Below are 26,623 nucleotides of genomic sequence, written 5' to 3' on the forward strand. Positions count from 1 at the left end.
CGTTTGCCCTTCACCGAGAAGCTGTAGAAATGCCCAATCCAATTCCCCTGAAAGACCACGAAAAAGAGACGCGGCTGGTCAATCAGCGCCTGATTGCCTGCGCGGTGCTGGTCGGCCTGCTGGCTGCCTGTCTGGTCGCGCGCATGTATTTCCTGCAAGTCACCGAGTTCGACTATCACTCGACCATTTCCGAAAACAACCGTGTTCACGTGCTGCCGATCCCGCCCGAGCGCGGTTTGATCTTTGACCGCAATGGCGAAGTGCTTGCCGACAATCGCCCCAGTTTCAACCTGACCCTGACCCGTGAACGCGCCGGCGACTGGCACAAGGTGATCGACGAACTGATGACCCTGCTGGAATTGCCCGACGAAGACCGGATTCTGTTCGACAAAGAACTGAAGCAGGTCCGTCATCCGTTCGAACCGGCAACATTGCTCTATGAACTCACCGAAGAGCAGATCGCTATTCTGGCGGTCAATCAGTACCTGCTGCCGGGCGTGGACGTGGCGGCGCAGTTCGTTCGCCATTACCCGTTGGGCGCCCATTTCGCGCATTCGATCGGCTACGTCGGCCGCATCAACGAAAAGGAAGCGGCCCATCTCGATAACGAGTATCGCGGCACGCAGTCCATCGGCAAGACCGGCGTCGAGCGCTTCTACGAGTCTGAGCTGCACGGCCACGTAGGCTATGAAGAGGTCGAAACCAATGCCCAGGGCCGCGTGCTGCGCGTGCTGAAACACACTGACCCGGTGCCGGGCAAGAACATCACCCTCACGCTGGACGCGCATTTGCAGGCCGCGGCGGAAAACGCGCTGGGTGATCGACGCGGCTCCGTGGTTGCACTGGACCCGGAAACCGGTGACGTGCTGGCGATGGTCAGCAAGCCAAGCTTCGACCCCAACCTGTTCGTCACCGGCATCAGCTTCAAACAGTATGCGGCGCTGCGCGATTCCATTGACCGGCCACTGTTCAACCGAGTGCTGCGTGGCCTGTACGCACCGGGCTCGACAGTCAAGCCGGAAGTGGCGATTGCCGGTCTCGACAGCGGTGTGATGACCGCCTCGACAAAGGTCTTCGATCCCGGCTACTTCCAGTTGCCGGACTTCGACCACAAATACCGTAACTGGAATCACAGTGGCGATGGCTGGGTGGACATGGACACGGCGATCATGCGTTCCAATGACACCTATTTCTACACGGTGGCGCACAAGCTCGGCATCGACCGCCTGCACGACTACATGACCATGTTCGGTATCGGCCAGAAGGTGTCGCTGGACATGTTCGAGGAGTCTGCAGGGCTTATGCCGTCCCGCGAATGGAAGCGGGCCACGCGTCGCCAGGCATGGTTCCCCGGCGAAACGGTGATTCTCGGCATTGGCCAGGGCTACATGCAGGTCACGCCGTTGCAACTGGTTCAGGCCACTTCACTGATTGCCAGCAAGGGTGTCTGGCATCGACCGCATCTGGCGATGGAAGTCGGTGATAAGGCACCTGTCGACGAGCATCCGATGCCAAATATCGTGTTGCGCGATCCCAATGAATGGAATCAGGTCAATACCGGCATGCAGATGGTCATGCACGATCCCCGCGGCATTGCGCGGGATGCGGCCAAGGGCGCTCAGTACCGCATCGCCGGCAAAAGTGGTACGGCGCAGGTGGTGGCGATCAAGCAGGGTGAGCGCTATAACCGTCTGAAGACCCTTGAGCGTAACCGCGACAACGCCTTGTTCGTCGGTTTCGCGCCGGCCGACCATCCGAAAATCGTCGTGTCGGTGACCATCGAGAACGGCGAGGCGGGTGGCCGGGTAGCAGGCCCCGTGGTGCGGGAGATTCTCGATGCCTGGCTGCTGGACAGCGAGGGCAAGCTCAAGCCTGAGTACGCCACACCCACCAAGGCGCCGGGCAACCCGCACGCCTGATCAGCGTTTTAAAACGCTTGCCGAACGACCGAGCCCTGAACAGGGCTCAGGTTTTCTGAACTGTCGAGAATGCATCGGGTCGACCACAACAGGCGTGGCAGAGCGCTGCGCGCGTTTTACCGAACTCATTATCATTGCCTCGACAAGGAACCCGGAATGTCCAAGACCATTGCCGACCATCTCGCGCAAACCCTCGCAGCGGCGGGTGTTTCGCACATCTGGGGGGTGTCCGGAGACAGCCTCAACGGCCTGACCGACAGCTTGGAACGCACCGATTCGATTCGCTGGATGCACACCCGTCATGAAGAAGTCGCAGCCTTTGCTGCCGGTGCGCAGGCGGCGTCCAGCGGCAAGCTGGCGGTCTGCGCCGGCAGCTGCGGACCGGGCAACCTGCACCTGATCAATGGCCTGTACGACTGCCATCGCAACCGGGTGCCGGTTCTGGCAATTGCTGCGCATATTCCGTCTTCGGAAATCGGTCTGGATTACTTTCAGGAAACCCATCCGCAGGAGCTGTTCAAGGAGTGCAGCCACTTCGTCGAACTGGTCAGCAACCCCGAGCAGTTCCCGCGTGTGCTGGAACGGGCCATGCGTGCTGCGATCAGCCAGAAAGGTGTGGCGGTAATCGTCTTGCCGGGCGACGTGGCGCTCAGCGCTGCGCCGGATGTCGCGGCAAAATGGATCGAGGCTACAGCGCCCAGGGTGGTGCCTGCCGAAAACGATCTGCAGTCGATGGCCGACATGCTCAACGATTCCAAAGCCGTCACACTCCTGTGCGGTGCGGGTTGCGAGGGTGCCCACGAGCAGGTTCTGGCGTTGGCGGATACGCTGGGCGCGCCGATCGTTCACGCCTTGCGCGGCAAGCAGCATGTCGAATACGACAATCCCTTCGACGTCGGCATGACCGGCCTGATCGGCTTCAGCTCCGGCTACCACGCCATGCTGTCCTGCGATACGTTGGTGATTCTCGGCAGCAGCTTCCCCTATCGGAATTTCTATCCCGAAAAAGCCGACATCATCCAGATCGACCTCGATCCGACCCAGCTAGGGCGTCGCACGCCGGTGGCGTTGGGTCTGGTGGGCGGGGTGCGGGAAACCCTGGAGGCGCTTCAGCCAAAGCTCAGGCCGCACACCGATCGCCGTTTCCTCGACAAGGCCCTGAAGCACTACGCCAAGGCCCGTGAAGAACTGGACGAGCTGGCCACCCCGACGCCAGATGGTACGCCGATTCATCCGCAGTACCTCACTCGACTGGTTGACGAGCAGGCGGATGCCGATGCGATCTTTACCGTCGACGTCGGTACGCCGACGCTGTGGGCTGCACGCTATCTGCACATGAATGGCAAGCGCAGTCTGCTCGGCTCGTTCAACCACGGCTCGATGGCCAACGCTTTGCCACAAGCTCTGGGGGCCAAGGCTGAACATCCGGATCGTCAGGTCGTAGCCTTGTCTGGCGACGGCGGTCTGTCCATGTTGCTGGGCGACCTGCTGAGCATTCGTCAGTTGAACCTGCCTATCAAGATGGTGGTGTTCAATAACAGCTCGCTGGGCTTCGTCGACATGGAAATGAAAGCCAGCGGCTACGTGCCGCATGGCACTGACCTGCATGAAACCAACTTCGCCGGGATTGCCCTGGGCGCAGGCATTCTGGGCCTGCGTGTCGAGAACGCCGAAGAGTTGCCTGCCGCTTTGCGCAAGGCGTTCGATCATCCCGGTCCGGTGCTGATCGACGTTGTCACTGCCAAGCAGGAGTTGGGCATCCCACCGAAAATCAAGCTGGCCCAGGCCAAGGGCTTCAGCCTGTACATGATGCGCGCGATCATGAGCGGGCGCGGCAGTGAAGTGCTGGAGCTGGCGAAAACCAACCTGCGTTAATCAGTTATAAAAAACGTATGGGTTGAATAGAAAAAAGTTGCAACTTCTATCCACCGAGATTGTCTTCGCCGTTACAGGTGACACTCTCGGTGGATTTATATTTCTCTTCTCATCATAACCGCCCAAGGCGGTCATTTCTTTGTGGATCCAAACTTCTTGCACCCTGTGCTTTATTGAGTTCGCTGTTTGAACTAACAAATTCAAATAGTGGGTAAAGCTTCCCGGAAGACAGCCGAGACAGTGATACGGAAGCAAGATCGGCTACGGCAGGCTGATTACCGAACAGTCCCTGGCGAAAAAAAACGTCGACGCTACAGAACGTTACGCCCTGGATATTCTTTATAGAAAAGTCTGCACGTCATGAGGTCTGCAATGCTTAGAAATGCTCCTTTGAGTATGAAACTGCTGCTTATTTTAATATTCCCCCTATTGGGCTTCCTTGCCTTTGCAGGTTTGTTCGTCGCTGACAAAAGTGAAAACCTCGGTGATATGAGGCGCGCAGTGACAGCCACCAGCGCCGCACAGAAAGTGAGTGACGTAGTCACCACTCTCCAGCGCGAACGTGGCGCCAGCGGCGTATTTCTGGGTAGCGGCGGCAAGTCCATGCAGGACAAGCTGAAGACGTTTCGTCAGGAAACCGACAAGGCTATAAGTGAGATGCGCGCCCAGTCCACCGACGGTATTCCCGGACCTGATAAGGTCAACCGCGCATTCGAGGAGCTGATCGCTCTGCGCCTCAAGGTGGACTCACTCGGGATCAACAATACAGAATCCGGTACGCGCTTCACCGACATCATCAAGACACTCATCGGCTTCTCTTACTCAATGGAATCGAGTATCGAGGATCCGGAAATATTGCGCGGCCTGAGCTCGCTCAATCAGTTCGTGGATATGAAGGAACGTGCCGGTCGCGAGCGTGTATTGCTTGGTCTGGCATTCAACCAGAACCGGTTTGACGCCGCACTGTTATCGCGCTTCAGTCGCAACCTGGGCGAGTTCTCGGGGTATTTCGAAGCGTTCCAGCGCTGGTCACCTGAAGCCTTCAAAACCAAACTCAATGCCGTTTTGCAGCAACCAGGATCGCTCGAAGTGGCCCGCTTGCAACGCCTGGGCTTCGATACTCCGCTGGGTGACCCGCTCAACGTCAAGCCGGAAGACTGGTTCAACCTTGCGACCGTGCGTATCGACATGATGGCGCAGGTGGAGGCAGAGCTTGGCCAGAACGTCGTCGGCCTGGCAATGGATGCGCGCAGCTCCGCTCAAAGCAGCCTGTACGTGGCGGTTGCCATTGTCGTCCTGATGCTGATCGTCGTGCTGTGGCTGGCGTCGGTGATCATCCGTAACATCAAGGTTGCGGTGGTCGATGTGAACCGCACGCTGATGGCACTTTCCACACGTGATCTGACCGCCCGGACCCGTTATGTCGGCAAGGACGAGTTCGGCGAGATCTCGCGCAATCTGGACAACATGGCGCAACAGATCAGTGAGGTCATCCGCGACATCGGCAGCGCCACGGCACAGGTTGCCACCGCCGCCGAGCAGTCTTCCGCAGTGGCGTTGCAAACCAATCAGAACGTGGCGCAACAACGCCAGGGCACTGATCAGGTCGCCACTGCCATCAGCGAGATGAGTGCCACTGTGAAGGATGTCGCGCGCAGCACCACTGACGCGGCCGAGATGTCGCAGCGCGTCAACAACAGCACCCTGCTGGGCAAGACCGAAATCGACAACACCATCGGCCTGATTCAGGGGCTCTCGGTGCAGGCAGAAGAGACTTCACGGATCATTGACGAGCTCAAGGGCGAGAGCAACTCGATCTCCTCGGTGCTCGATGTCATTCGTGGCGTCGCCGACCAGACCAACCTGCTGGCGCTCAACGCAGCCATTGAGGCTGCACGTGCCGGCGAGCAGGGGCGTGGTTTCGCGGTGGTTGCCGACGAAGTGCGCAATCTGGCCAAGAAGACTCAGGACTCTACCGTCAGCATCCAGAAAATGATCGCCAACCTGCAGTCCGGCTCGGAACGCGCTGCCGCGTCGATGCAGGAAACCCTGGGCAAGGCGCAGGAGGGTGCCAGCAACGTCGTGCGCGCTGGTGAACTGCTGGAAGAGATCGCCGAAGGCATTGCGACCATCAGCGACCGCAACATCCAGGTCGCTTCGGCCGCTGAAGAGCAAAGCCTGGTGGCCGAAGAGATCCACCGCAACGTCGACGACATCAACTCGCTGGTCATTCAGGTGAGTGCAGGTGCCGAGCAGACCGCCGTCACCAGCCGCGAACTCGCGCGTCTGGCGGAGCAGCAGCAGGGCCTGGTGGGGCGCTTCAAGGTGAGCTGACAGTCAGCTGTTTGTGTGTTGTGAAAAGGCCTGGAAGCGAACGCTTTCAGGCCTTTTTGCTGGTCTTCAGAGGCCGTCGTGCCGATGTCCCTGACCACCCTTGATAACCTGTACCCCCATGACCATTCAGTCACCTTTTTACGTAACCCCACGTCCCTCATACGATTATGTAGTGATAAAAAATAATCACTACATAATCGTTGACGTGCCCATTTTCCTTTTGCATTATGCAGCTGTCTCCCCGATCGGGAGCGCTGCAAAAGGTGTGATGAACAGGCTCGGCAAGCCGTCGAGATGTTCCCGGATGTAGGCTGCCCACAAGGCAGATTGATGGAGCTGAACTGGCATTTGTCGTCGATAAGGGCGAGAAGCTGGCGAAATGTCCTCATGATGCTTGTAACGGATCGATTGCCGATCCTGGGCCGGGTCTTTGGGTTTCGTGACTTCTTCTCTCTACGCTGATGCCGCTGTGTAGCGGCTCTTCATCAAGGCTACCTGCATGTCCTTGAGGGCTGGAACGGTATTCGACGCACACTCAATCGTGTGCATTGCTGAAGTTCTGGCGCATGAACTTGATGTATCAATTATTGAACAGTCTACGAGCGAAGGGGCATCAACATGAATATCAACACACAACCGACTATTGATGAACTGGCTCGTCTGTTTGCTGCGTGCAAAGACACGCTGGATAATCATATCGCCTGGGTGGCCGAGTCGGGTGAAGTTCGCGTCGACGCCATGTCGCCGTTCACGCAAGAGCACGAGTTTCGTGATGCGCACCCGCAACTGCGCGCATCCCTGAAGATGTTCCGTCGTGGCCAGGGTTATGTCGGCAAGAAAGCCGCTGCCGATCGTGCCTACATGGAGAACACGCTGCAGGCGTTGAAAGGTGAGTGGCAGAAGACCCGTCGGCAGGCGCACTCGCAGGTTGCCTGAGTAGGGCATCGCAGGTCCTGAAGCCTGTTCCCGATACTGATCGGGAACAGGCTTTTTGGTTTTCGTCACCGGGACGGCGAGGGCCTACAGGTTGTACAAAGCGTTTTTGGTGGTATAGATTCCGGCCATGAGTCAGCGATTCTGACTCTTCTCACTCGCTGACTGTGGTGACTGTCACGGCAGTGCCTGCACATGACATAAACAGAGGTTGCCGATGCGTGCGCCACGATGGTTATGGTTGATGATGTTGCTCAGCGCTGGCGCTTCGGCGGATTGGCGTGAGGCATTGCCCAATGCTCAGGTCGTCGGTGGCGGTGACCTCAGTCTGTTCGGTTTTCGCATCTATACGGCCAGGTTGCTCAGCCCCGCCAAGCCTTTCGTCGCGGATGCACCGCTGGCCCTTGAGCTGACTTACCACCGAGCCATTGATCGTGAAGACCTCGTCGATGCCAGTATCGATGAGATCAAGCGTATTTCCGGTGCGAAGGTGAACGAACAGCAACTGACTGAATGGCGCCAGCAGATGAACCAGTCATTTGTCGACGTCCAGCCGGGCATGAAGATTACCGGTGTGTACCTGCCTGGCCGCGAAGCGCGGTTTTATGTTGGCGACAAGCTCCAGCATGTGGTGCCCGACAGCCAGTTCGCCAAGGCTTTCTTTTCCATCTGGCTTGACCCGAAAACCCGTAACCCGGAGCTTCGCGAGCAGTTGCTCGGCAGTACCGGCTCATGACCCATCAAGGAGGGCGCATGCTGAGAAAGTGGATGTTGATGTTGTGTGCAGGGCTTGTACTGAGCGGCTGCGGCGGTGTGCCGGTAACCCGTTACAGTCAGGAAGAGCCCAAGCTCGATCTGCGACAGTACTTCACCGGGCGTGTCGAGGCCTGGGGAATGTTTCAAAAGCGCTCCGGTGAAGTCACCAAGCGCTTTACCGTGGTGATCGACGGGCACAGTGAAGGCGAAGTGCTGGTCATGCACGAGGCCTTCAGCTACAGCGATGGCACCAAACAGGTCCGGGAGTGGCGCTTGCGTCCCGATGGTCCGGGGCGCTGGAAGGGCACGGCAGGTGACGTGGTTGGCGAGGCCTATGGCGAAGTGTCAGGCAACAGCTTCCATTGGAACTATGTGCTCAGGTTGCCGGTGGATGGCACCGAGTATGACGTGAGCCTGGATGACTGGATGTACCTGATCGACAAGCAGACCATGGCCAATCGTTCGTCGATGACCAAGCTGGGTGTCGAAGTCGGGCAGATCACCTTGTTCTTTCGCAAGGCCGGTAAATAAATAACGCCTCATACGAGGCGTCATCCTTCAGGGCGGCTGTCAGCCGCCCGTCATATTCATGAAGCGCACCACCTGCACGCCATCGTCGTGGGTGAAGTTGTGGCTCCACGGCTTGAGCTGCATGGCGTCGATGATGGCTTTTTCCAGCTTTTCCGGCTGGCCGGGATTGGCGCGCAATACCGCCTTCAAATCCACGGAATGCTCGTTGCCCAGGCACAGCAGCAAGCGACCTTCGACGGTCATGCGCACGCGATTGCAGGTGCCGCAGAAGTTGTGGCTGTGCGGCGAGATGAAGCCGATGCGAATGCCCGGTGCCTCGGCCAGGCGCCAGTAGCGCGATGGCCCTTGAGTCGAGTCAGTGGAAGGCACCAGCGTGTAACGTTCGGCAATGCGTTCGCGCACCTGATCGCTGGAGTAGAAGGATTCGGCGCGGCTGTGTTCGCTGATGATGCCCAGCGGCATTTCTTCGATAAACGAAACGTCCAGGTTGCGATCGATGGCGAACGCCAGCAGGTCGTTGATCTCATCATCGTTGCGACCATGCATCACCACGCAGTTGAGCTTGGTGTGCACAAAACCGGCGGCGTTGGCGGCATCGATGCCGGCAATCACCTTGTGCAGATCGCCTGTGCGGGTCAGCTCGCGGAAACGCTGTGGATCGAGGCTGTCCAGGCTGATGTTCAGGCGCGTGACGCCGGCCTTGAACAGCGGGGCAGCCAGTTTGTCCAGCTGCGAACCGTTGGTGGTCATGCACAACTCACGCAGGCCGGGCAGGGCGGCGATCTTCTCGCAAAGCCCGACCACACCTGCGCGTACCAGCGGTTCACCACCGGTCAGACGAATCTTGCGCGTGCCCAGTGCCACGAAGCGCTCGGCCACCTGGAGGATCTCCTCCAGCGACAGAATCTGTTGCCGAGGCAGAAACGTCATCTCTTCGGCCATGCAGTACACGCAGCGAAAATCGCAGCGGTCGGTGACCGACATGCGCAGATAATCGACCTTACGTGCAAAGCGGTCCATCAGGACGGGTTCTGACATTTCACCTTCTAAATAATCGAGTGGGCTGTATTACCGGGTTTGGAGGCCAGTGCGTGACAAGGGTTCAGCCAATTTGTAATGCGCCAATTTCACACCTGATCGCAGGCTGGCAAAGTGCCTTGTGCGTATAAACATAGTAGCCGCACGCATTGCGGTTTGCACTGGCCGGATGACGCCACGCTAACCGAGTCGAAATGCCGCAGTCCAATTGCTTGTTCCAATACGCTCATCGACACGCTCTATGGCGCTTTGCCTTGATGACTGATCAATCAGGCCTGGCGGCGGAACTGCGCTCGTAACGCTCCAGCAAAGGCTGGATACTGATGCCGTGTACCAGAATGCTCAGGGCGACGACCGAGAGGGTCATGCCAACGACGACGTGGCCGACATCGTGTGCCAGACCATGCGACAAGGCAAAACACAGGTAATAAAGACTGCCGATCCCACGAATACCGAACCAGCCAACCAGTGCTTTTTGTCGGACATTGAGCAGGCGACGACTCACCAGCAACCAGACGCTGGCAGGACGAATCACGCAGAACAGCGCGATACCCAGGCCAATGGCTCGCCAGTCCCAGTACATCGCCAGCGCCGCGCCCAGCAGGGTGATCAGCAGGACTTCCATGGCGCGCTCCACCAGACTACCGAACGCCAGCATATCGCCCATCATCACGCCGGCAGCCAGTTGCGAGTCGCTCATGTCGTCGACCTGCGCGACCGTGCCCTGCTCGAGGGAGGACGTCATATGCCCGAGGACCGGCTGCGCGACGTGCTCGGACGGCAGCTCTGACCGCGTGACACGTACCTCAGCCTGACGCAGCCCGAATCCGGCGGCAAATACCGAAAGAAAGCCAAAGGCACCCACGCTTTGCGCAACGACATAAGCCAGGGCGATCAGTGCCAGCGCCAGAAAGTCATTGGGCGAGGTGGTGCTGTCGGCGTTCTTGATGCGCAGAAAGATCATCAGATGGCCGACCCCGCGGCCCATCCCGTAACCAATCAACAGACCGGCCGGCACCGCCCAGATCAAATCCTTGATCAGCCATCCCTGGACCCAGTCGCCCATCGCGCCCCCGGAACTCAGGTACAGCAAGGCAAAAATCACGAATGGAAACGCGGTCCCGTCGTTGAGGCCCGCTTCGCCGGACAGGCCGAAGCGCAGGCGGTCCTGATCCCGGGCATTGTTGACCTGGACCATCCCGGCCAGTACCGGGTCCGTCGGCGACAGCATCGCGCCGAGCAACAAAGACACGCCCCAGTCCAGGCCAATGATGTAGTGCCCCGCGACCGTCACGCCAGCGATGGTCGCCAGCATCACCGGCCCGGCCAGCCAATAGGCTGAATGCCAGGCTTTGCCGCGCAAGGGCAGGCGCAACTTGATGCCCGTACCGAACAGCGAAAACAGCACCGCCACTTCGGTCAGGCGTTCCAGCCACTCGTAGGATTTCTCGAAATCCAGATCGACGATATCCAGGCCCATCGGGCCGATGCCGAAGCCGAATCCCAGGCACACGGCCGATGTGGTCACTGGCATCCAGCGCAGGTAAGAGGAAGTGAGCGCCAATAGCATCAACAGCACGCCAAGCACGCCCATGCAGACAATAAAACTCATAGGGAAAGAACCACCGTCAAAATGCGCCCGAAGCAGAGGGCGTAACGGTGGGACTCCCGTGCACGGTAATAAGTTGAAATAATTTGCCGGATGGCAATCAGCCTGCGTCTTTTACGCACGGCGATGCCTTTCGGCGTCGCCGTGGACCTCTAGCGCTCGATGCTGCGGCTCCAGCGTGCGTTCCACTCGGGACGGATCTGATTGACCTGATCCCAGTCGATGGTCACCGCCGTTTCCAGGTACTTCTCCATGGCCTCGACCTGACTGCGTGTCTTGTCAGTGGTCGGGGTTTTCGGGTTCGACGGGATCTGGTCACCGAACTCCAGCGCAGGCGCCTGTGCTTCTGGTGTCAGCAGGTAGGCCGCCAGCTTCTGGGCCAGCTCCGGCTGGTTGTTATTGGCTATCGCACATTCAGCCACGTTCAACACCACGCCGCCTTCCTTGGGCGATGCATATTCCACCGGTACACCCTTGATCTTCAGCGCGGTGACCTGGGTGGGTGTCAGCGGGAACAGGGCGGCTTCGTCGGTCTGCACCATTTCCGAGATCTTGGCCGAGCTGGCGATGTATTCCAGTACGTTCGGGCCGATGGTCTTCGGCCAGGCCTTGAAGCCGGGTTCGACGTCTTTCTCGCTGCCGCCCTGGATACGGTTGAACATCAGAAAGCCATGCAGGCCGAAGGTCGAGGAGGCCAGTGACTGGAACACCACCTTGTCCTTGAAACGTTTATCGGCCAGGTCCATCCACGAGGTGGGCGCGCTCCAGCCCTGCTCCTTGAACATCCGTGTGTTGTAGGCCAGGCCGGTCACGCCCAGGCTGACGGCTGCTGCCTGTTCCTTGATTTTGGCCTTGGCAGGCAGGTCGGCCAGACTGGCGCTCGGCTGCAGCGTGTCGCACAGGCCCATGGAAATAGCCCGATACATGATGCCGTCGTCGAGAAAGATGACGTGCATCTGCGGGTTGTCCTTACTCGCCTGAACCTTGGCGAGGATGTCGGCCGATGTGCCAGGCACGATCACCACCTTGACGTTGTTGGCCTTCTCGAAAGCCGGCAGCACCTGATCGGCATAAAGGCGCTCCATGGTCCCACCGTTCATGCCCAGGTACAGCGTGGTTTCGGCCATGACAGGCGTGGACAGAAGTGCGGCGGCCAGCGGCAGGCAGGACAGCCCGGTGAGGGCGAGACGTTTGGTACTTTTCATAGGGACGACCTTCCTCTGTGCAATGGGATGACGTTCGTAACAAGTTCGATGGCAGGGGTTTGCAGGGCGATTTGCTGAAAGCGGCCGATGGAAAAGGCATCGAGCGAAATCCGTGAGGCGCCTTCGCAGACCCATTCGGCCAGCGCTTCACCCGCTGCCGGACCGATCTGAAAGCCTGCCCCTGCAAAGCCGAAGCCGTGCAGCAGACCTGGACGGGTCAGGCTTGGGCCCAGCACCGGTTCACGGTCCGGCAGATAGCCTTCGGTTCCGCTCCAGGTGCGAATGGCCTGAGCGCCGGCGAGTGGCGGGTAGAGTTCGACGGCGTTGCGCAGGATATCCAGCACCGCCGCCTGTCCCGGTCTGGTGCGTGCCGGGTCGAGGGCAAAGCCTTGTCCGCCGCCCAGAACGCAATTGCCGCGAGCCACTTGCCGGGCATAAATGCCGCCGCCTTCGACACCGGTGCTGACGTCCATAAACATCGGCAGCGGTTCTGTCACCAGCATTGCCGGGTGCCCTGAATACATCGGCACCGGTTCGTTGAATTGTGCTGCCAGCGCTGCGGCCCACGCCCCGGCGCAGTTGAGCAGCCAGGTGGCGCGCAGTGTCAGACCGCTGGCGGTGGTGACGACGAACACGTTGCTGTCGTGGCTGACTTCACTGACCGGCGCCTGCTCGAACACCTGTGCGCCTGCCCGACGAGCAGCGCGGGCGAAGGCCGGCGATACCAGACGTGGATTAGCGTGTCCGTCGTCGGCGCACAGCGATGCACCGACAGCGACATCGCCGGCCCAGGGATAACGCGCGCGCAGCTGATCGCGATCAAGCAGTTGCAAATCCAGGCCGAATCCCTGGCTGGCTTCGGCGTAGGCGCGCAAGGCATTCATGTCCTGTTCGCTGCGCGCCAGTTTGAGGTGGCCCGAGCGCTGGTACTCGCCGTCGATGCCGATCAGCTCACGCAGGTTGCCCCATATCTGATGCGCCCGTTGCGACAAGGGCAACTGCGACAACGGACGGCCCTGACGCCGCACGCCGCCGTAATTGACACCGCTGGAGTGCGATCCGCAAAAATCGCGTTCCAGCAAGGCGACCCGCTTGCCCTTCAGGGCCAGCGTCAAGGCTGACGAGGCGCCGACAATGCCGCCGCCGATGACAATCGCATCGGTTTCAATCAGTGTGCTCATGGTTGCGTCTCCACCGATTGCTTCTCCATGGGCTGCATCCCCAGACCGAAGGGCAGCGGCTTGATCGGTGCCTGACCGCGCAGGCGGCCGACGTGCTCGACGGACCGGCCGCTCTCGCGGGCGATGATCTCGGCCGCGGCCAGGCCACACATCCGGCCCTGACAGCGCCCCATACCGACCCGGCACATGGCCTTGACCCGGTTGATCTCCCAATGGCCATCCTGCACGGCACTGCGAATCTCGCCTGCAGAGACTTCTTCGCAGCGGCACACCAGCGTGTCATCCACCACGTTGGCGGCCCAGTCCTCAGGGAACGGAAACGCGGTTTCCAGCCCGTGGCGGAAGCGTTCGATGCGTCGCAAGGCAGTTTTAAGCGTGTCGATACGGGCGGTGTCTGCCACCACACCGATGTCTTGCAGCAGCCCGAGCGCGGCCAGTTCTCCGGCCATTTCCGCAGCGTCTGCGCCCATGATTCCCGCACCGTCGCCCGCCAGATAGATGCCTGACACGCTGCTGCGTCCACAGTCGTCGCGGGTCGGCAGCCACGCCCGGTTGAGCGCGCTCCAGGCGAATTCACAGCCCAGCAGGTCAGCCAGTTGCGTCTCGCTGCGCAGTGCATGGGCAAAAGCGACCGCGTCACAGGCCAGGTGGCCCGATTTGCCGTTACGTTGCCATTGAATACCGTCTACACGTTTTTCCCCGTCGATGCGTGTGAGCTGCGCACCTTGATGCACGGGAATGCCGTTTGCACTCAGCCATGCGCGGTAATACATGCCTTTGGCCAGCGTTGCCGGTTGGCCCAGCAGCGCCGGCAATGCTTTGCATTGCGCCGAAAACGGCGCGCTGTCGAGCACCGCCAGCACCTTCGCGCCAGCCTTGGCGTACTGGTAAGCGACCAGATACAGCAACGGGCCGCTGCCACAAAACACCACGCGCTGGCCAATCGCACAGCCCTGATATTTGAGCGCGATCTGCGCTGCGCCGAGGCTGTACACGCCGGGCAGGGTCCAGCCGGGCACCGGCAGAATTCGGTCGGTGGCACCGGTGGCGACGATCAGGTGGCTGAAATCAACAGTGGCGGCGGTACCGTTTTGCAGGGTATCGAGTTGGTGATTTTCGGCGTTCCAGACCAGCGTCTGCGGCCGATAGTCGATCTGTGCGGCCAGCGTGTCGAGCGCGTCGTGCACCGCGACCGCCTTGGCGCTTTCAAAGCCGTAGAGCGCCTTGGCCGAGCGCTGGAAGTTGTCCGGCTGGCGACGGTAGATCTGGCCGCCGCCGCGCAGCCCTTCATCGATCAGGCAGGCCTTGATGCCGTGGGCCAGTAGCGTCTGGGCGGCGCGAATGCCGGCCGGTCCTGCGCCGACAATGGCAATTGTCTGATCGCTCATACGCAGCGCCCCGGTTCACGAATCACCGCCTGACCGGCCTTCAGCAGCGTCGAACAGGCACGCACGCGCTGACCGTCACCCAGCCTCACCCAGCAGTCCTGACAGGCGCCCATCATGCAGAAACCGGCGCGAGGTTCGGCGCTGAAGTCACTGCCGCGCAAGTGTTCGCTGGCGGTCAGTACCGCGGTCAGCAAGGTATCGCCCAACAGACCGCTGGCCGGCTGGCCGTCAAGGGTGAAGGGCAGAACCGGGCGATCATGTTCGGTCAGTCGTTTCAGCAATGCCATAACGTGAAAGCTCCGGATTAGTGTTTGCCGACCAGCACGCGATCCAGCCCGTAGACCCGGTCGAGCAGGATCATGGTGGCGGCGGTGAGGGCGATGACCAGTGCCGATACGGCGGCCATCATCGGGTCGATGGATTCGGTGGCGTAGACATACATGCGCACCGGCAGGGTCTGCGTCGCGGGCGATGTAACAAAGATCGACAGCGTGACTTCATCGAAACTGTTGATGAACGCCAGTAACCAGCCGCCTGCCACGCCGGGCAGAATCATTGGCAGGGTGATCTTCCGAAACAGCGTGAAACGGTCGGCCCCCAGGGACTCGGCGGCGTGCTCGGCGCTGCGGTCGATGCCGATTGCCGCCGCCAGTACCAGGCGCAGTACGTAAGGCGTGATGACCAGCACATGGGCGAAGATCAGCCAGGTGAAGCTGCCGTTCACACCCATCAGCGCAAACAGGCGCAGCATCGCCACCCCCAGTACCAAATGAGGAATGATGATCGGCGAGAGAAACAGGGCGTTGAAAAAATTGCGACCGGGAAATGTATGACGCGTGATTGCCAGTGCGGCAGGTACCGCGATCAGCGTGGCCAGCGTCGCTGATACGAACGCCAGGGTCAGGCTGTTGTAGAACGAATCGATAAAGTCGGCGCGCTCGAAGACGGCCTTGAACCAGCGCAGCGAGAAATGGGTGGTGGGCAGGCTCAGGGTGTTTTCCGGGGTGAACGCCACCAGGCACACCACCACCAGCGGGGCCATCATGAAGATCACCACCAGCGCATGAAACGAGAGGGCCAACGGACCGTTCTTGGACATGGATCATTCCCCCAGAGTTTTTTTGTAACGGCCTTCGATCATGCGGTTCCAGGACAGCATGACCAGCAGGTTGACCAACAGCAGCGCCACGGCAAGGGTCGCGCCCATCGGCCAGTTCAACTCCGAGAGGTACTGGTCGTAGATCACCGTGGCGACCATCTTCAGACGTCGTCCGCCGAGCAGGCCGGGAATGGCGAACGAACTGGCGGCCAGGCCGAACACGATCAGCGAGCCGGACAGCACGCCGGGCATGACCTGCGGCAGCACGATCAGGCGCATGACTTTCGTCTGGCTGGCGCCCAGCGACAGCGCGGCCTGCTCGGCGGTGGGGTCGAGCTTCTGCAGCGAGGTCCAGACCGGAATGATCATGAACGGCAACATGACGTGGACCAACGCAATGACCACGGCAAACGGGGTGTACAGCAGTTTCACCGGGCGACCGCCCATGAACTGGATGACCTGATTGATCAGGCCGTCCGCGCCCAGCAGCAGGCTCCAGCCGAACGCCCGGACCACCACCGAGATCAGCAGCGGCGTGAGAATCAGGATCAGGAAGATCGAGCGCCACGGCGTGCCCATGCGGCTGAGAATGTAGGCTTCGGGGACGCCGATCAGCACGCACAGCAGGGTGACCAGCGCGCTGATCCAGAAGGTGCGCAGGAAGATTTCATAGAAATACGAGTCGGTGACCACGGCCATATAGTTGGCCAGCGTGTAGCTGTCGCTTTTCACCCCGACCTGATAGTCGAACACGTTGAACGACAGCACCAGAGTCAGCCCCAGCGGCAACACCAGCAAGCCGATATACAGCGCCAGCGCCGGAGCCGACAGCCAATAGCCGCGACCGCCCTGACGCATTTCGCTCAGCAGGCTCATGCGCGCACCTCGTCGGCATCCAGCACGCGCAGCAACTCGGTGGGCCAGTCCATGTCGACCGCCGCGCCTTGTTCCAGCGGCGCCTGGCCGTCGTTGCGACGTACTACCGTCACTTCGCCAATGCTGGTCTGGATGCGATACAGCCACTGGCTGCCAAGAAAGTAACGGGTGACGATGCGCCCGGACAGTCGTCCGCAGCCAGGTGACACCAGATCGATCTTCTCGGGACGCAGGCTGAGGGTCAGGCTGCCATCGCCGGGCACCTGGCGAATCTGCGGGATGCCGCTGCTGTCCAGATCTCCCTGCAACATGTTGGCCTTGCCGACGAAACCCGAGATGAAGCGTGTACGCGGGTGTTCGTAGAGCTTGTAAGGCTCGTCGATCTGGGTGATACGACCGGCCTGCATCACCACCACCCGATCGCTGATCGACAGGGCTTCGGCCTGATCATGGGTGACCATCAGCGTGGTAATGCCGACTTCGTTCTGAATGCGGCGGATTTCGAACTGCATCTCTTCGCGCAGGTTGGCATCCAGGTTGGACAGCGGCTCGTCGAGCAGCAGTACTGGCGGCTCGATGACCAGTGCGCGGGCCAATGCGACCCGCTGGCGCTGCCCACCGGACAACTCGCGCGGATAGCGCTCGGCATGCTGACCGAGGCGCACCAGCTCCAGCACCCGTTTGACACGCGGGTGCAACTCGGCGGCAGGCACCTTGCGCATACGCAGGCCAAACGCAACGTTGTCAGCCACGGTCATGTGCGGAAACAGCGCATAGCTTTGGAACACTACGCCAAGGCCCCGGCTGCTGGGTTTGGCGTGAGTGATGTCGCGCCCGTCGAGCACAATGCGTCCGTCACTGACTTCGACGAAGCCGGCGATCATTTGCAGGGTGGTGGTTTTGCCGCAGCCGGAAGGGCCGAGCAGAGAAACGAATTCGCCCTTGTCGACGGCCAGGTTGGTGGCAACGACCGCGTCAATGGAGCCGTAGCGTTTGGAGAGACCTTCGAGCTGCAGAAATGCCATGCCTGCTTCCACCTTTGTGCATGCGCGCCGAAGCACGCGTTTGTCATGGGCAGATGCGAAGTGAAGTCATGCAGTTCTGTGGACGTTGGCGCTCGCTCTGAGTCGGCTACCGATGATTGTTCAAATCGCCCCGGTGGACTGAGAGTAGGGCGAAGGCTAGGATGGGCTCAACAAGGAATTTCACTGAATAACATCTTTCTTTGAATTAATTCTTTTGGTGGAAATATAAAGAGATATTGTCATGGATAATTCCACTGATCGGAATATTACGAAAGCTGAAGTCGGTGTGGGAGCCGTTTCCCGTCTGTTCGCGGTACTGCGCTGCCTGGGCGAGTGTGATGAAGGCGGCGAGCGGGTCACGCAACTCGCCCAGCGTGTCGGGCTGTCGCAACCCACCACGCACCGCTTGCTGCGCAGCCTGATGGATGAGGGCATGGTCGAGCAGGATCTGCTCAGCAAACGTTACCGGTTGAGCATTGAGTTTTTCGCCTTGGCGGCCAAGGCGGGTAATACCGGCAACCTGCGTGACGTGGTGCGCCCCAGCCTGTTGCGCCTGTCTGCGTCACTGGGTGACTCGCTGTTTCTGCTGGCACGCAGCGGTTTCGATGCGATCTGCCTGGACCGCAGCGAAGGCCCGTACCCGATCCGCACGTTCACCGGCGACATCGGCGGTCGTGTTGCCTTGGGCGTGGGGCAGGGCAGTCTGGCGATTCTCGCGTTTCTGCCCGAGGACGAGCGGGAAACGGTCATTGCCTACAACCTGCCACGGCTCAAGGATTTTCACCTGTACGACGAGGTGTTTCTGCGTTCGGAGGTGGAAAACGTGCGGCGTCTGGGCTACGCCGGGCGAAACACCGGCGCGTTACCGGGCATGGCCGGGCTGGCAGTGCCGATCCTGGACCGCAACGGTCGTGCAGTGGCTGCGCTCAGTGTGGCGACCATCTCCGACCGGCTGGGGCCCGATCGCCTGATGACCGTAGTTGAATTGCTCAAGCGTGAAGCCACGGCCATCAGCGCCAGAATCAACCCGTTCGACCCGTCGCTGCGGCGGCCCAGCCAGGTGTTTGGGCAGGTTGAATAGGCTGCATGCCTGTTCAGCTCCGAAGCGGCCGTCGGTCTTCGCTCGTTACGCCCATCCGCTGCGACTCAGGCCTTCTGCCTTGAACACCAGCGCCTTCAAGCCGCCCTCAACGCGAGCGTCGGGGAACTCCGGCGGGTTTTCCAGGCGCTGTTCGAAGCGCAGGCAGGGCGCTTCGATTGCGGTGTGCTGAATCAGAAAGTCCGGTCCCAGTGCGGGATCGTTCATGCACGCCAGCACCGAACCGTCCTCGTCCAGCAACTCCGGCAATCGACGCAGGACACGCTGGTAGTCCTTGTCGAGCATGAAACTGCCTTTCTGGAAGGACGGCGGGTCAATGATGATCAGGTCATAAGGGCCGCAACGGGTGACCTTGGCCCAGGACTTGAACAGGTCATGGCCCAGAAAGGTCACGCGGCTGAGGTCCTGATCATTGAGGCGATGATTCTCGCGGCCGCGATTCAATGCAGCGCGGGCCATGTCCAGATTCACGACGTGGTCGGCACCCCCGGCCAGGGCGGCGACCGAGAAGCCGCAGGTGTAAGCGAACAGATTGAGGATGCGCTTGCCCTTGGCCTGAGCCTGCACCCATTCACGGCCGTAGCGCATGTCCAGAAACAGGCCGCTGTTCTGCTTTTTGCCGAAATCGACTTTGTAGCGCAGGCCGTTTTCAGTGATCACCCATTCATCCACGACCTCACCGGTCAGCCATTGCGTGGTGCTCTGTGGCAGATAGCGGTGTTGCAGCAGCAAGGTGTGAGCCTGACTCTGCTGCCACTGGGGCGTGTCGATCAACGCGTGCAACAGCTGCATCAATGCTGCCAGCTCGGATTCAAGAGGCTCCTTGAACACCGAGACCAGCACCACGCCCTGCATCCAGTCGACGGTGATGTGCTCCAGCCCCGGCCACACACGGCCCCGGCCATGAAACAGGCGGCGGGTTTCATTCGGGACGTTGTTCAACGCGTCGATCAGGTGCTGTTGCAGAATCGCGAGTGCTTCAGGGGTCATGGCGCAGATCGGTCAGGAAAAGCGGCGTATGGTAAACGTATTTCAGCAGATGGGCATCGCAGGGTTCAGCGTGGCATGTATTGACGTTGCCAGCGGTGCGGAATTTTCAGCGAAACCAGCCCCAGCAACGCCGACAGGCTGCCGCTGATCAACAGGGCGTTGAGCCCCAGACGATGCTCGAGTAGCGCGCCTATCACGGCCCCGATGAACATGCCGACCCAGGGGACCAGTTGCACGCGCCAGCCGTCCCGGCGTTCCCCCAGCATCCAGCGACCCAGGCCACGACCGAAGCGCGACAGCGCGCCGGTCACGTAAGTCAGGCCGACCGGCAGCCCGTTGACCTGCTCGACGGCGGCGTTGAGCATGCCCATTGCCAGAATCGCCCAGATCAGTGCGAGCATGTTGCTTTCCAGCGGCCATGCGGCAGCCGCACACAGCAGCGTAGCGATGCCCAGCAGCAAGGGCAGGGCACGTCGCCCGCCAAGGCGCGCAACCACCACGCCCAGCGCGTTGCCGGCAATGAAGGCAAGGATTGCGAGGGTCAGACGCACCGTCACGCTCAGGTCGCCATCACTGATTGCGACTGCAAGCCGGGTGGTGTTGCCGCTCATGAACGAAACGAAATCGCCGGTGGCCATGAAGCCGATGGCATCGGTCATGCCGGCCAGAACCGACAGGCTAGCGACCAGGCCCATGCCGACCCGGCCACGCCATTTCTGCATGTTCAGGTGCCTGGGGCTGACGCTGGAAGTGGCGGGCTGTGGCAGCATCGAAGGCCCTCTGGAGCGAAGAAAGCGCGTCTGAACTCGGGTGCAGCGATTTACAGCGGCTTGGCGCGCACGATCCGCTTGGCCTTGACCTCATCAGCATAGGCTTTGAGCTGATCGGCATCGCTGTAAAGACGGTTGACCATCTGCAGCACTGCGGTGACATCCACATCGTTCATTTGTGAGGCGAGTTTGAGAATTTCTTCCGCCGTGTTTTCCAGATTGGTTGCTGTCCCTTTCAGGTGTCGCTTCAGCTCCTGAGTCGACTTATTGAGCGCCATACGTGTTCCTGTGCCAAGACCTTGAATTCCATACCCGGAGCATGGCTTTTTCTGCGATAACAAGCAATCAGGCGTGTGCCCGTGCGTCAGGGTATCGGCCGATGCAGGTTGATCTGCAAGCAGGCTGCTCAATCGTCGCGGGTCAGCACTTCCAGCAGTTCTATTTCGAATGTCAGGTCGGCACCGGGCTTGATGTATACGCCCATGCTTCTGTCGCCGTAGGCCAGGTGGGCGGGGACGAATAATCTACGCTTGCCGCCGACCTTCATGCCCATCAGGCCCTGGTCCCAGCCCTTGATGACGCGCCCGGTACCGATCACGCATTGGAACGGCTTGCCACGCTCGTGGGAGGAATCGAACACCGTGCCATCTTCCAGGGTTCCGGTGTAATGCGTGGTGATCAGCGCACCCTTTACCGCTGCCTTGCCCTCGCCGGGGTGCAGATCGGTAATCTGTAATTCTTTGCTCATTGCCATGCTTCCGGTTGCAGCGCGCTCTGTGATTGGCGCGAGCGGGCTTTCTCGCAGAAAAGCNGGAAGCTTTTGCTTCCCCCGTTTGGTCGAACCCAGTAACTGTCAGAGATTCTGCGAGCTGACCACCATGGCCTGCGCGATGTTCTCTTTCTGCTCTTGAGTGAAGCCGTCCCAGATATTGGTCTTGGCGTAGTAACCCAGGCCAGCCAGGCAATAAAGGCTGAGGGTCAAAACGATGACGATCGAAACAAACGTCCAGCGGCCTTCGTCATCGTTTTCGCGTGTGAAGCTGCGCGAATAGTTGTCCTCTGCGCTGCGGAAGAACAGCGCGGACGACAGACGCTTGAGCCACTGAAACAAATGAACAACAACGATGCGCAGCATGGGTAAATCACCTCAAAGGTTAAGAAAACGGGTTGCCGGGATGCCGTCGAGGGCATCGGATGCAAAAGCTGAAAACGAAAAAAGCCCGTCTATGACGGGCTTTCTTTTTATGATTCTGTTCAGGCGAGCAGTGAAGGGCGACGTTGAATAAGGATCGCGGGAAGCACTGCGTATGCCTGACGTTATGGAAACATTTTAAAACAAATGGATTGGCGCATCTACCCGCGCCATTCTGTTGTCAGACAACTGGTAGTGCCTTGAGGTGTGACAAAACGTCGCCCCATGCTCATTTACTGCTCGGCAAGCAGCGCGCTCGGTGGTCAAGTCTTGTAATACTTTCCCAACGTACGAAACATCTATGGGTATTGTACGATCAGCGCCCGTATTGATTTTCAGGACTGTATGAATACCCTCCAGGAGCCTCCGAGTTGTCCTCCTTCCATCGCGTATGGCTGGCCGGTGATCTCACTGTTACCGAGCAGGCCGCTTCATTCGAACGTCTCTCCACTTAACCTCTTGCACTGCATGGATTCCGGCAGACCTTTGCGTCCTGACGCTGCAACGCCATGCCTGACGTTCAGCCATGCCGTCTGGTCTACAGTGACCCATACCAACCCCTGCCATTTTTATCGTGAGGCTGCATAAACCATGGAATGGATCGCTGATCCCACGGCATGGCTTGGCCTGCTGACCCTTATCGTGCTGGAACTGGTGCTGGGCATCGATAACCTGGTGTTCATCGCCATCCTGGCTGACAAACTGCCCCCTGAACAACGCGACAAGGCGCGCGTCATTGGCCTGTCGCTGGCGTTGATCATGCGCCTTGGCCTGCTGGCGAGCATCTCGTGGATGGTGACGCTGACCGAGCCGTTATTCGAGGTGTTCGGCAAGACGTTCTCCGGTCGCGACCTGATCATGCTGTTTGGTGGTGTGTTCCTGCTGTTCAAGGCCACCATGGAATTGCACGAGCGGCTGGAAGGCCATGTCGCCCAGCGCGCCGGTAATGCGGGCTATGCGTTGTTCTGGCCTATCGTTGCGCAGATCGTCGTACTGGACGCCGTGTTCTCGCTGGATGCGGTGATTACCGCCGTCGGCATGGTCGAGCACCTGTCGGTGATGATGATCGCGGTGATCTTCTCCATTGGCCTGATGATGATTGCCAGCAAGCCGCTGACCAAATTCGTCAACAGCCGCCCGACGGTGATCATGCTGTGTCTGGGCTTCCTGATGATGATCGGTTTCAGCCTGACCGCCGAAGGCCTGGGTTTCCATATTCCCAAGGGCTATCTGTATGCGGCCATCGGCTTCTCGATCCTCATCGAGGTGTTCAACCAGATCGCCCGCAAGCGCAGCAAGAAGTCGGCCCATGGTCACCTGCCGCGCCGCGAGCGTGCGGCTCATGCGGTGATGCGCCTGTTGGGCGGTCGCAAGCTGGAGTCTGGTGACGTCGATGAGGAAATCACCGACATGCTGGATGGTGAAAGCAGCGAGCCGGTGTTTGACCGTCGTGAGCGGGTGATGATCAGCGGCGTACTGCAGCTGGCAGAGCGGCCGATTCGCACGGTGATGACGCCGAGGGCCGAAGTCGACTGTATCGACCTGAACGACAGCGCCGAGAAGATTCGTCTGAAACTGATGCACTCGTCCTACTCGCGTCTGCCGCTGATTGGCGAGCGCGGTATCGATGAGCCGCTGGGCTTCGTGCACAAGAAAGAGCTGTTCAAGGAGTTGTTGTCCGGCAACGAGCCCGACTTGAAACTGATGTCGCGCAAGGCCATCAACCTGCTGGAAAGCTTCACCATCCTCAATGCCCTGGAGCAGATGCGCAAGGAATCGACGCACATCGCCTTTGTGGTCAACGAGTTTGGTGACTTCATCGGCGTGTTGAGCATGACCGACATTCTCGAGTCCATCGCTGGTCAGTTGCCCGACGCCAGCGAAGTGGAAGGTCCGGACATCGTCGAGCAGGGCGAGGACTTCGTGGTATCGGGAGCCTTGAACCTGAGCCTGATTCGCGAGCGCACTGGCTTCCAGGCCAAGGCGACCGAGGATTATCAGACCCTGGCCGGACTGGTCATGAGCCTGCTGGATCGCCTGCCGTCTACCGGCGACAGCCTCAGCTGGCAGGGCTGGAACCTGCACGTCGTCGGCGTGGAAGAGCGTCGAGTGACTCGGGTGTTGCTGCAGAAACAGCCCGATATGGGTTCTGGCAAATAAGCACCGAGCTGTAATACAAGACGGGGCCTGCTCATGCTGAGCAGGCCCCGTTTTCATGTGTGCGTCGCGCTTATTTTCGACGCGGACGCGACACCACGGATTCGATATTCTTGCGGCCAATCAACTTGGGCTGCGCAGGCTCTTTAGCCACCGGCTCATCAGCCAGCCACTTGAACATCACCAGACAATCCACCAGGCCCAATCGGGCATGACGATAAGCCTTGGGCAACCGCCCGACCGTCTCGAAACCCAGCTTGCTCCACAACCCGACCGCCACCTCATTGCTGGCGACCACCGAATTGAACTGCATCGCCAGGAACCCGCTGTCGCGCGCCAGTTGCTGCGAATGCTCGCACATCAACCGCGCCACACCACGACCCCGCGCCGCGTCCGTCACCATATAGCCACAGTTGCAGACATGATTGCCCGGACCTGCCGCGTTAGCCTTCAGGTAGTAGCTGCCCAACAGTTGGCCATCTTCCTCGGCAATCAACGTGTGCAAGGGCGCCTCCATCCACAGATCGCGGGCCTGCTCCTGAGTGAGGGCAGGGTCGTAGGCGTAGGTTTCCTGAGCGATGACGACAGCCTGAAAAGTGGGCCAGAAGCGCTCGAAATCTTCCGGTGTCATGGGGCGGATCTGGATCATGGTGAGGCCTTGGTGGGTAGGGCTTGAAATTCCGGCGTGTACGTTAGCGTGGGTGTGCTACCACTTCCAGGCTTTTTCGGTGAACTCGGCCGTGGACGGGAGCACGGTGTGCAGAAAATTCAGGTACTTGTTGAACAGTAGCTCGTGCTGGAATCGGGCTTCGAAGCCGAGTGTGATGTCAGTGCGGTGCGTGATGATCATCAAGCGTTTGCGGTCGACAGTGACGAAGTTGTACTCGCCCCATGGCAGGCTTTTTTCGTGGTGGATGGGGTTTTCCCAGTTGAGTAGCTTGATGGCTGCGATGAATGCCATGGCCACGGGGCCGATCAGGAAGAGCAGTGAGCCGGTTAGGATGGCTACCATGACGAACAACAGGATGACGGCTATGGCGATGCCTTTGAAAAAGGAGGAGGCGAAGTCGGGGTAGTGGAGGTAGTACTCAAGGTGGGCTCTGTCGGTTTTGATGGTGTAGTTGTAGATGGTTTTTTGGCGGATGAGTAGGCATAGGTAATAAGCAAGAATTCCGGCAAGCGCGAGTATCGTGCCCACTAATGAGTAGAGACTGTCTGAAAACATTATCCAGCCTCCCCACATGTAAAGTGTACTTCCTGTCATGTAGACTGCAATGAATATGGACTGAGTTATCTTCATTTCTCTAGGCGATCTAGCAAATGTTTTGATCTTCCAGTTCAGAACGTCTTTACTTTTCGGCAGATACAAGGCTTTTTCTTGTTGATTCATACAGGTGTACCCTCTGCTACTTCCAGAGTCAGTGTGCCAATCCTGCTTGATGCCTTCACTTCAAGCTCCACAGCAGCCAAACCATCGATAGTAGTATCGCCTCTTGTGCCAAGCTCCATTTGAAACAGATAGCTTCTATCGTCCTCGCCAGGATTGATCAGATTGGCCGGGTACCAGATTTGCAGCTCAAGATATGTTGCGTCCTTGTGGAGCGGCACCCACGTTTCCCAGATGAGGTCTTCATTTTCAGGTGGCATGAGTGGATAGGTGAAATCTTCACTCGCCTTTCCAGCTGGCTTGTTGGTAAGCGTCCCGAACTGTTCGGCCTTCCTGAATTGCCCGCTGTCCAGAAATGTTTGATGCAGCGGGTCGTCTATTTTTTCTACAGGTAGCACTCCCCATGGTCGCTTGCTGCTGACGATGTTGAAGTGCACGGACTCCCCGCGTACCAGCTTTGGCAAGCGTACTTGCACTCCAGCGCCATTTTGTACCGCTACGCTGTAGTAATCGCCTTTGCCAAGATAACGATTCTCATAATGCACGGTGCTTTTAACATGAATCTGTGGAGACAATTGAATTTCCATCAATGCGCGTACTTCTTCACTCTCGCCTTTGGCAGTCTCGGGGTAGCGATAGTCCAGGGTTCTCGACCAACAGCACTTGCGTAGCCACCAGCCCACACTGTCTTGCTTGAAATAACTCAAAGCCAGCGTAGTAAAAAGATATATAGATCCTATTACGAGCAGCGCCACACTGAACCATGGACTCATCGCAACAACTGTAAAGGTGCTTGCAGGGGACAATCCTGTCATCAATTGAAAAGTTGAGCCTACTCCCATTGCGAATATAGAAATGCCCTTTACAATAATTGCGTTTTTTTCCTCTGATGTTTTCGCTGCGTAAAAATCATTTGTAACATCAAATAGTTCAAGCGTAACCGCCGCCAGCCCAAACCCACCCATAGCCACCATCGAAACCCTGAACCCACGTATCGCATCACTCCACGCCGCATTTCCCTTCGCCCTCCAATAACCCGCAGAGCGATCCAGAATCCCGACATTCTTGCCATCGATCAGCACCGGCGTCGCATCCCTGATAATTGCCCACGGCGCTTCAACAAACACCGCCATCAACAAGTTAAAGCTATACCCCAACCCATACGTCACCTTGCCGATGTCCTTGGCGCTGAAGTCTCCATCCCGAGTAAGGTCGCGATAAGTGAAGGCGGTGTTGATGAAGTTGAGCATGATCACGCT

Annotated in this window: 24 protein-coding genes and 1 pseudogene; 8 read left to right on the top strand and 17 right to left on the bottom strand. The window is 59.2% G+C overall.

Annotation, left to right across the window (positions count from 1 at the left end; translation table 11 throughout):
* The first annotated feature begins 29 nt into the window (after positions 1-29).
* The 6 genes from mrdA (at position 30) to AO388_RS14700 (ending at position 8,348) form a co-directional block, all read left to right on the top strand.
* Complete coding sequence (mrdA, locus tag AO388_RS14675) at positions 30-1,919, top strand: penicillin-binding protein 2 (RefSeq protein ID WP_058416655.1); 1,890 nt, start codon at positions 30-32, stop codon at positions 1,917-1,919.
* 156 nt (positions 1,920-2,075) lie between these two features.
* A complete protein-coding gene (gene poxB, locus AO388_RS14680) occupies positions 2,076-3,794 on the top strand; it encodes a ubiquinone-dependent pyruvate dehydrogenase (RefSeq protein WP_058416656.1) in 1,719 nt (572 codons plus the stop codon).
* 372 nt (positions 3,795-4,166) lie between these two features.
* Positions 4,167-6,128, top strand: a complete 1,962-nt coding sequence (locus AO388_RS14685) for a methyl-accepting chemotaxis protein (RefSeq protein WP_058416657.1) — start codon at positions 4,167-4,169, stop codon at positions 6,126-6,128.
* A 618-nt stretch (positions 6,129-6,746) separates the two neighbouring features.
* Positions 6,747-7,064: a hypothetical protein gene (locus tag AO388_RS29175; RefSeq protein WP_003367294.1), complete on the top strand. Its 318-nt coding sequence runs from the start codon at positions 6,747-6,749 to the stop codon at positions 7,062-7,064.
* 214 nt (positions 7,065-7,278) lie between these two features.
* Positions 7,279-7,797, top strand: coding sequence for a chalcone isomerase family protein (locus AO388_RS14695; protein ID WP_058416658.1), 519 nt, complete (start codon positions 7,279-7,281; stop codon positions 7,795-7,797).
* A 17-nt stretch (positions 7,798-7,814) separates the two neighbouring features.
* Positions 7,815-8,348, top strand: a complete 534-nt coding sequence (locus AO388_RS14700; RefSeq protein ID WP_003367296.1) for a DUF3833 domain-containing protein — start codon at positions 7,815-7,817, stop codon at positions 8,346-8,348.
* Positions 8,349-8,387: 39 nt separating this feature from the next.
* Here AO388_RS14700 and moaA read toward each other — a convergent pair whose 3' ends face one another.
* The 9 genes from moaA to AO388_RS14745 all read right to left on the bottom strand — a co-directional run bounded on the left by moaA (position 8,388) and on the right by AO388_RS14745 (position 17,769).
* Positions 8,388-9,386 (bottom strand): GTP 3',8-cyclase MoaA, encoded by a 999-nt coding sequence (gene moaA / locus AO388_RS14705; protein ID WP_003317890.1) that lies wholly within the window; start codon positions 9,384-9,386, stop codon positions 8,388-8,390.
* Positions 9,387-9,651: 265 nt separating this feature from the next.
* Positions 9,652-10,998, bottom strand: coding sequence for a cation:proton antiporter (locus tag AO388_RS14710; protein WP_003367298.1), 1,347 nt, complete (start codon positions 10,996-10,998; stop codon positions 9,652-9,654).
* A gap of 149 nt (positions 10,999-11,147) precedes the next feature.
* Positions 11,148-12,200, bottom strand: coding sequence for an ABC transporter substrate-binding protein (locus AO388_RS14715; protein WP_003367301.1), 1,053 nt, complete (start codon positions 12,198-12,200; stop codon positions 11,148-11,150).
* Positions 12,197-13,381, bottom strand: coding sequence for an NAD(P)/FAD-dependent oxidoreductase (locus AO388_RS14720; protein ID WP_058416659.1), 1,185 nt, complete (start codon positions 13,379-13,381; stop codon positions 12,197-12,199). The genes AO388_RS14715 and AO388_RS14720 overlap by 4 nt, the downstream gene beginning before the upstream one ends.
* Positions 13,378-14,769 carry an FAD/NAD(P)-dependent oxidoreductase gene (locus tag AO388_RS14725; protein WP_058416660.1) on the bottom strand — a complete coding sequence of 464 codons (1,392 nt, stop codon included), beginning with the start codon at positions 14,767-14,769 and terminating at the stop codon, positions 13,378-13,380. The genes AO388_RS14720 and AO388_RS14725 overlap by 4 nt, the downstream gene beginning before the upstream one ends.
* Positions 14,766-15,056, bottom strand: coding sequence for a (2Fe-2S)-binding protein (locus AO388_RS14730; protein WP_058416661.1), 291 nt, complete (start codon positions 15,054-15,056; stop codon positions 14,766-14,768). Before AO388_RS14730 ends, AO388_RS14725 begins: the two co-directional genes overlap by 4 nt.
* A 17-nt stretch (positions 15,057-15,073) precedes the next feature.
* A complete protein-coding gene (locus AO388_RS14735) occupies positions 15,074-15,868 on the bottom strand; it encodes an ABC transporter permease (protein WP_058416662.1) in 795 nt (264 codons plus the stop codon).
* A gap of 3 nt (positions 15,869-15,871) precedes the next feature.
* Entirely contained in the window at positions 15,872-16,744 is an 873-nt protein-coding gene (locus AO388_RS14740; protein ID WP_058416663.1) for an ABC transporter permease, read from the bottom strand.
* Positions 16,741-17,769: an ABC transporter ATP-binding protein gene (locus AO388_RS14745; protein ID WP_058416664.1), complete on the bottom strand. Its 1,029-nt coding sequence runs from the start codon at positions 17,767-17,769 to the stop codon at positions 16,741-16,743. The genes AO388_RS14740 and AO388_RS14745 overlap by 4 nt, the downstream gene beginning before the upstream one ends.
* 241 nt (positions 17,770-18,010) lie before the next feature.
* Between AO388_RS14745 and AO388_RS14750 the strand changes: the two genes are divergently transcribed.
* On the top strand, positions 18,011-18,850 hold the full coding sequence (locus AO388_RS14750; RefSeq protein WP_003432861.1) for an IclR family transcriptional regulator: 840 nt from the start codon (positions 18,011-18,013) through the stop codon (positions 18,848-18,850).
* Between the two features lie 45 nt (positions 18,851-18,895).
* Here the strand turns inward: AO388_RS14750 and AO388_RS14755 are convergent, their stop codons facing one another.
* The 5 genes from AO388_RS14755 to AO388_RS14775 form a co-directional block, all read right to left on the bottom strand.
* Positions 18,896-19,858 (bottom strand): class I SAM-dependent methyltransferase, encoded by a 963-nt coding sequence (locus AO388_RS14755; protein ID WP_003367316.1) that lies wholly within the window; start codon positions 19,856-19,858, stop codon positions 18,896-18,898.
* A 65-nt stretch (positions 19,859-19,923) separates the two neighbouring features.
* Complete coding sequence (locus tag AO388_RS14760) at positions 19,924-20,628, bottom strand: YoaK family protein (RefSeq protein ID WP_032609373.1); 705 nt, start codon at positions 20,626-20,628, stop codon at positions 19,924-19,926.
* A 50-nt stretch (positions 20,629-20,678) separates the two neighbouring features.
* Complete coding sequence (locus AO388_RS14765; protein WP_003317903.1) at positions 20,679-20,906, bottom strand: hypothetical protein; 228 nt, start codon at positions 20,904-20,906, stop codon at positions 20,679-20,681.
* A 128-nt stretch (positions 20,907-21,034) separates the two neighbouring features.
* Complete coding sequence (locus tag AO388_RS14770; RefSeq protein WP_058416665.1) at positions 21,035-21,376, bottom strand: FKBP-type peptidyl-prolyl cis-trans isomerase; 342 nt, start codon at positions 21,374-21,376, stop codon at positions 21,035-21,037.
* A gap of 105 nt (positions 21,377-21,481) precedes the next feature.
* The gene (locus tag AO388_RS14775; protein WP_002553776.1) at positions 21,482-21,763 is read right to left on the bottom strand and encodes a hypothetical protein; all 282 of its coding nucleotides are present in this window, start codon (positions 21,761-21,763) and stop codon (positions 21,482-21,484) included.
* A gap of 648 nt (positions 21,764-22,411) precedes the next feature.
* Here AO388_RS14775 and AO388_RS14780 point away from each other — a divergent pair.
* A complete protein-coding gene (locus tag AO388_RS14780) occupies positions 22,412-23,980 on the top strand; it encodes a TerC family protein (RefSeq protein WP_003367323.1) in 1,569 nt (522 codons plus the stop codon).
* 70 nt (positions 23,981-24,050) lie between these two features.
* Here the strand turns inward: AO388_RS14780 and AO388_RS14785 are convergent, their stop codons facing one another.
* From AO388_RS14785 to AO388_RS14795, 3 genes and pseudogenes are all read right to left on the bottom strand, one after another.
* Positions 24,051-24,626 carry a GNAT family N-acetyltransferase gene (locus AO388_RS14785; RefSeq protein WP_058416666.1) on the bottom strand — a complete coding sequence of 192 codons (576 nt, stop codon included), beginning with the start codon at positions 24,624-24,626 and terminating at the stop codon, positions 24,051-24,053.
* Positions 24,627-24,683: 57 nt separating this feature from the next.
* On the bottom strand, positions 24,684-25,367 hold the full coding sequence (locus tag AO388_RS14790) for a hypothetical protein (protein ID WP_003432856.1): 684 nt from the start codon (positions 25,365-25,367) through the stop codon (positions 24,684-24,686).
* Positions 25,364-26,623 (bottom strand): annotated as a pseudogene (locus tag AO388_RS14795) (hypothetical protein); the annotation flags it as partial. The gene AO388_RS14790 and the pseudogene AO388_RS14795, both read right to left, overlap by 4 nt.

This window comes from Pseudomonas sp. ICMP 10191 (assembly GCF_001467335.1).
In the GTDB taxonomy this organism is placed as follows: Bacteria; Pseudomonadota; Gammaproteobacteria; order Pseudomonadales; family Pseudomonadaceae; genus Aquipseudomonas; species Aquipseudomonas cerasi.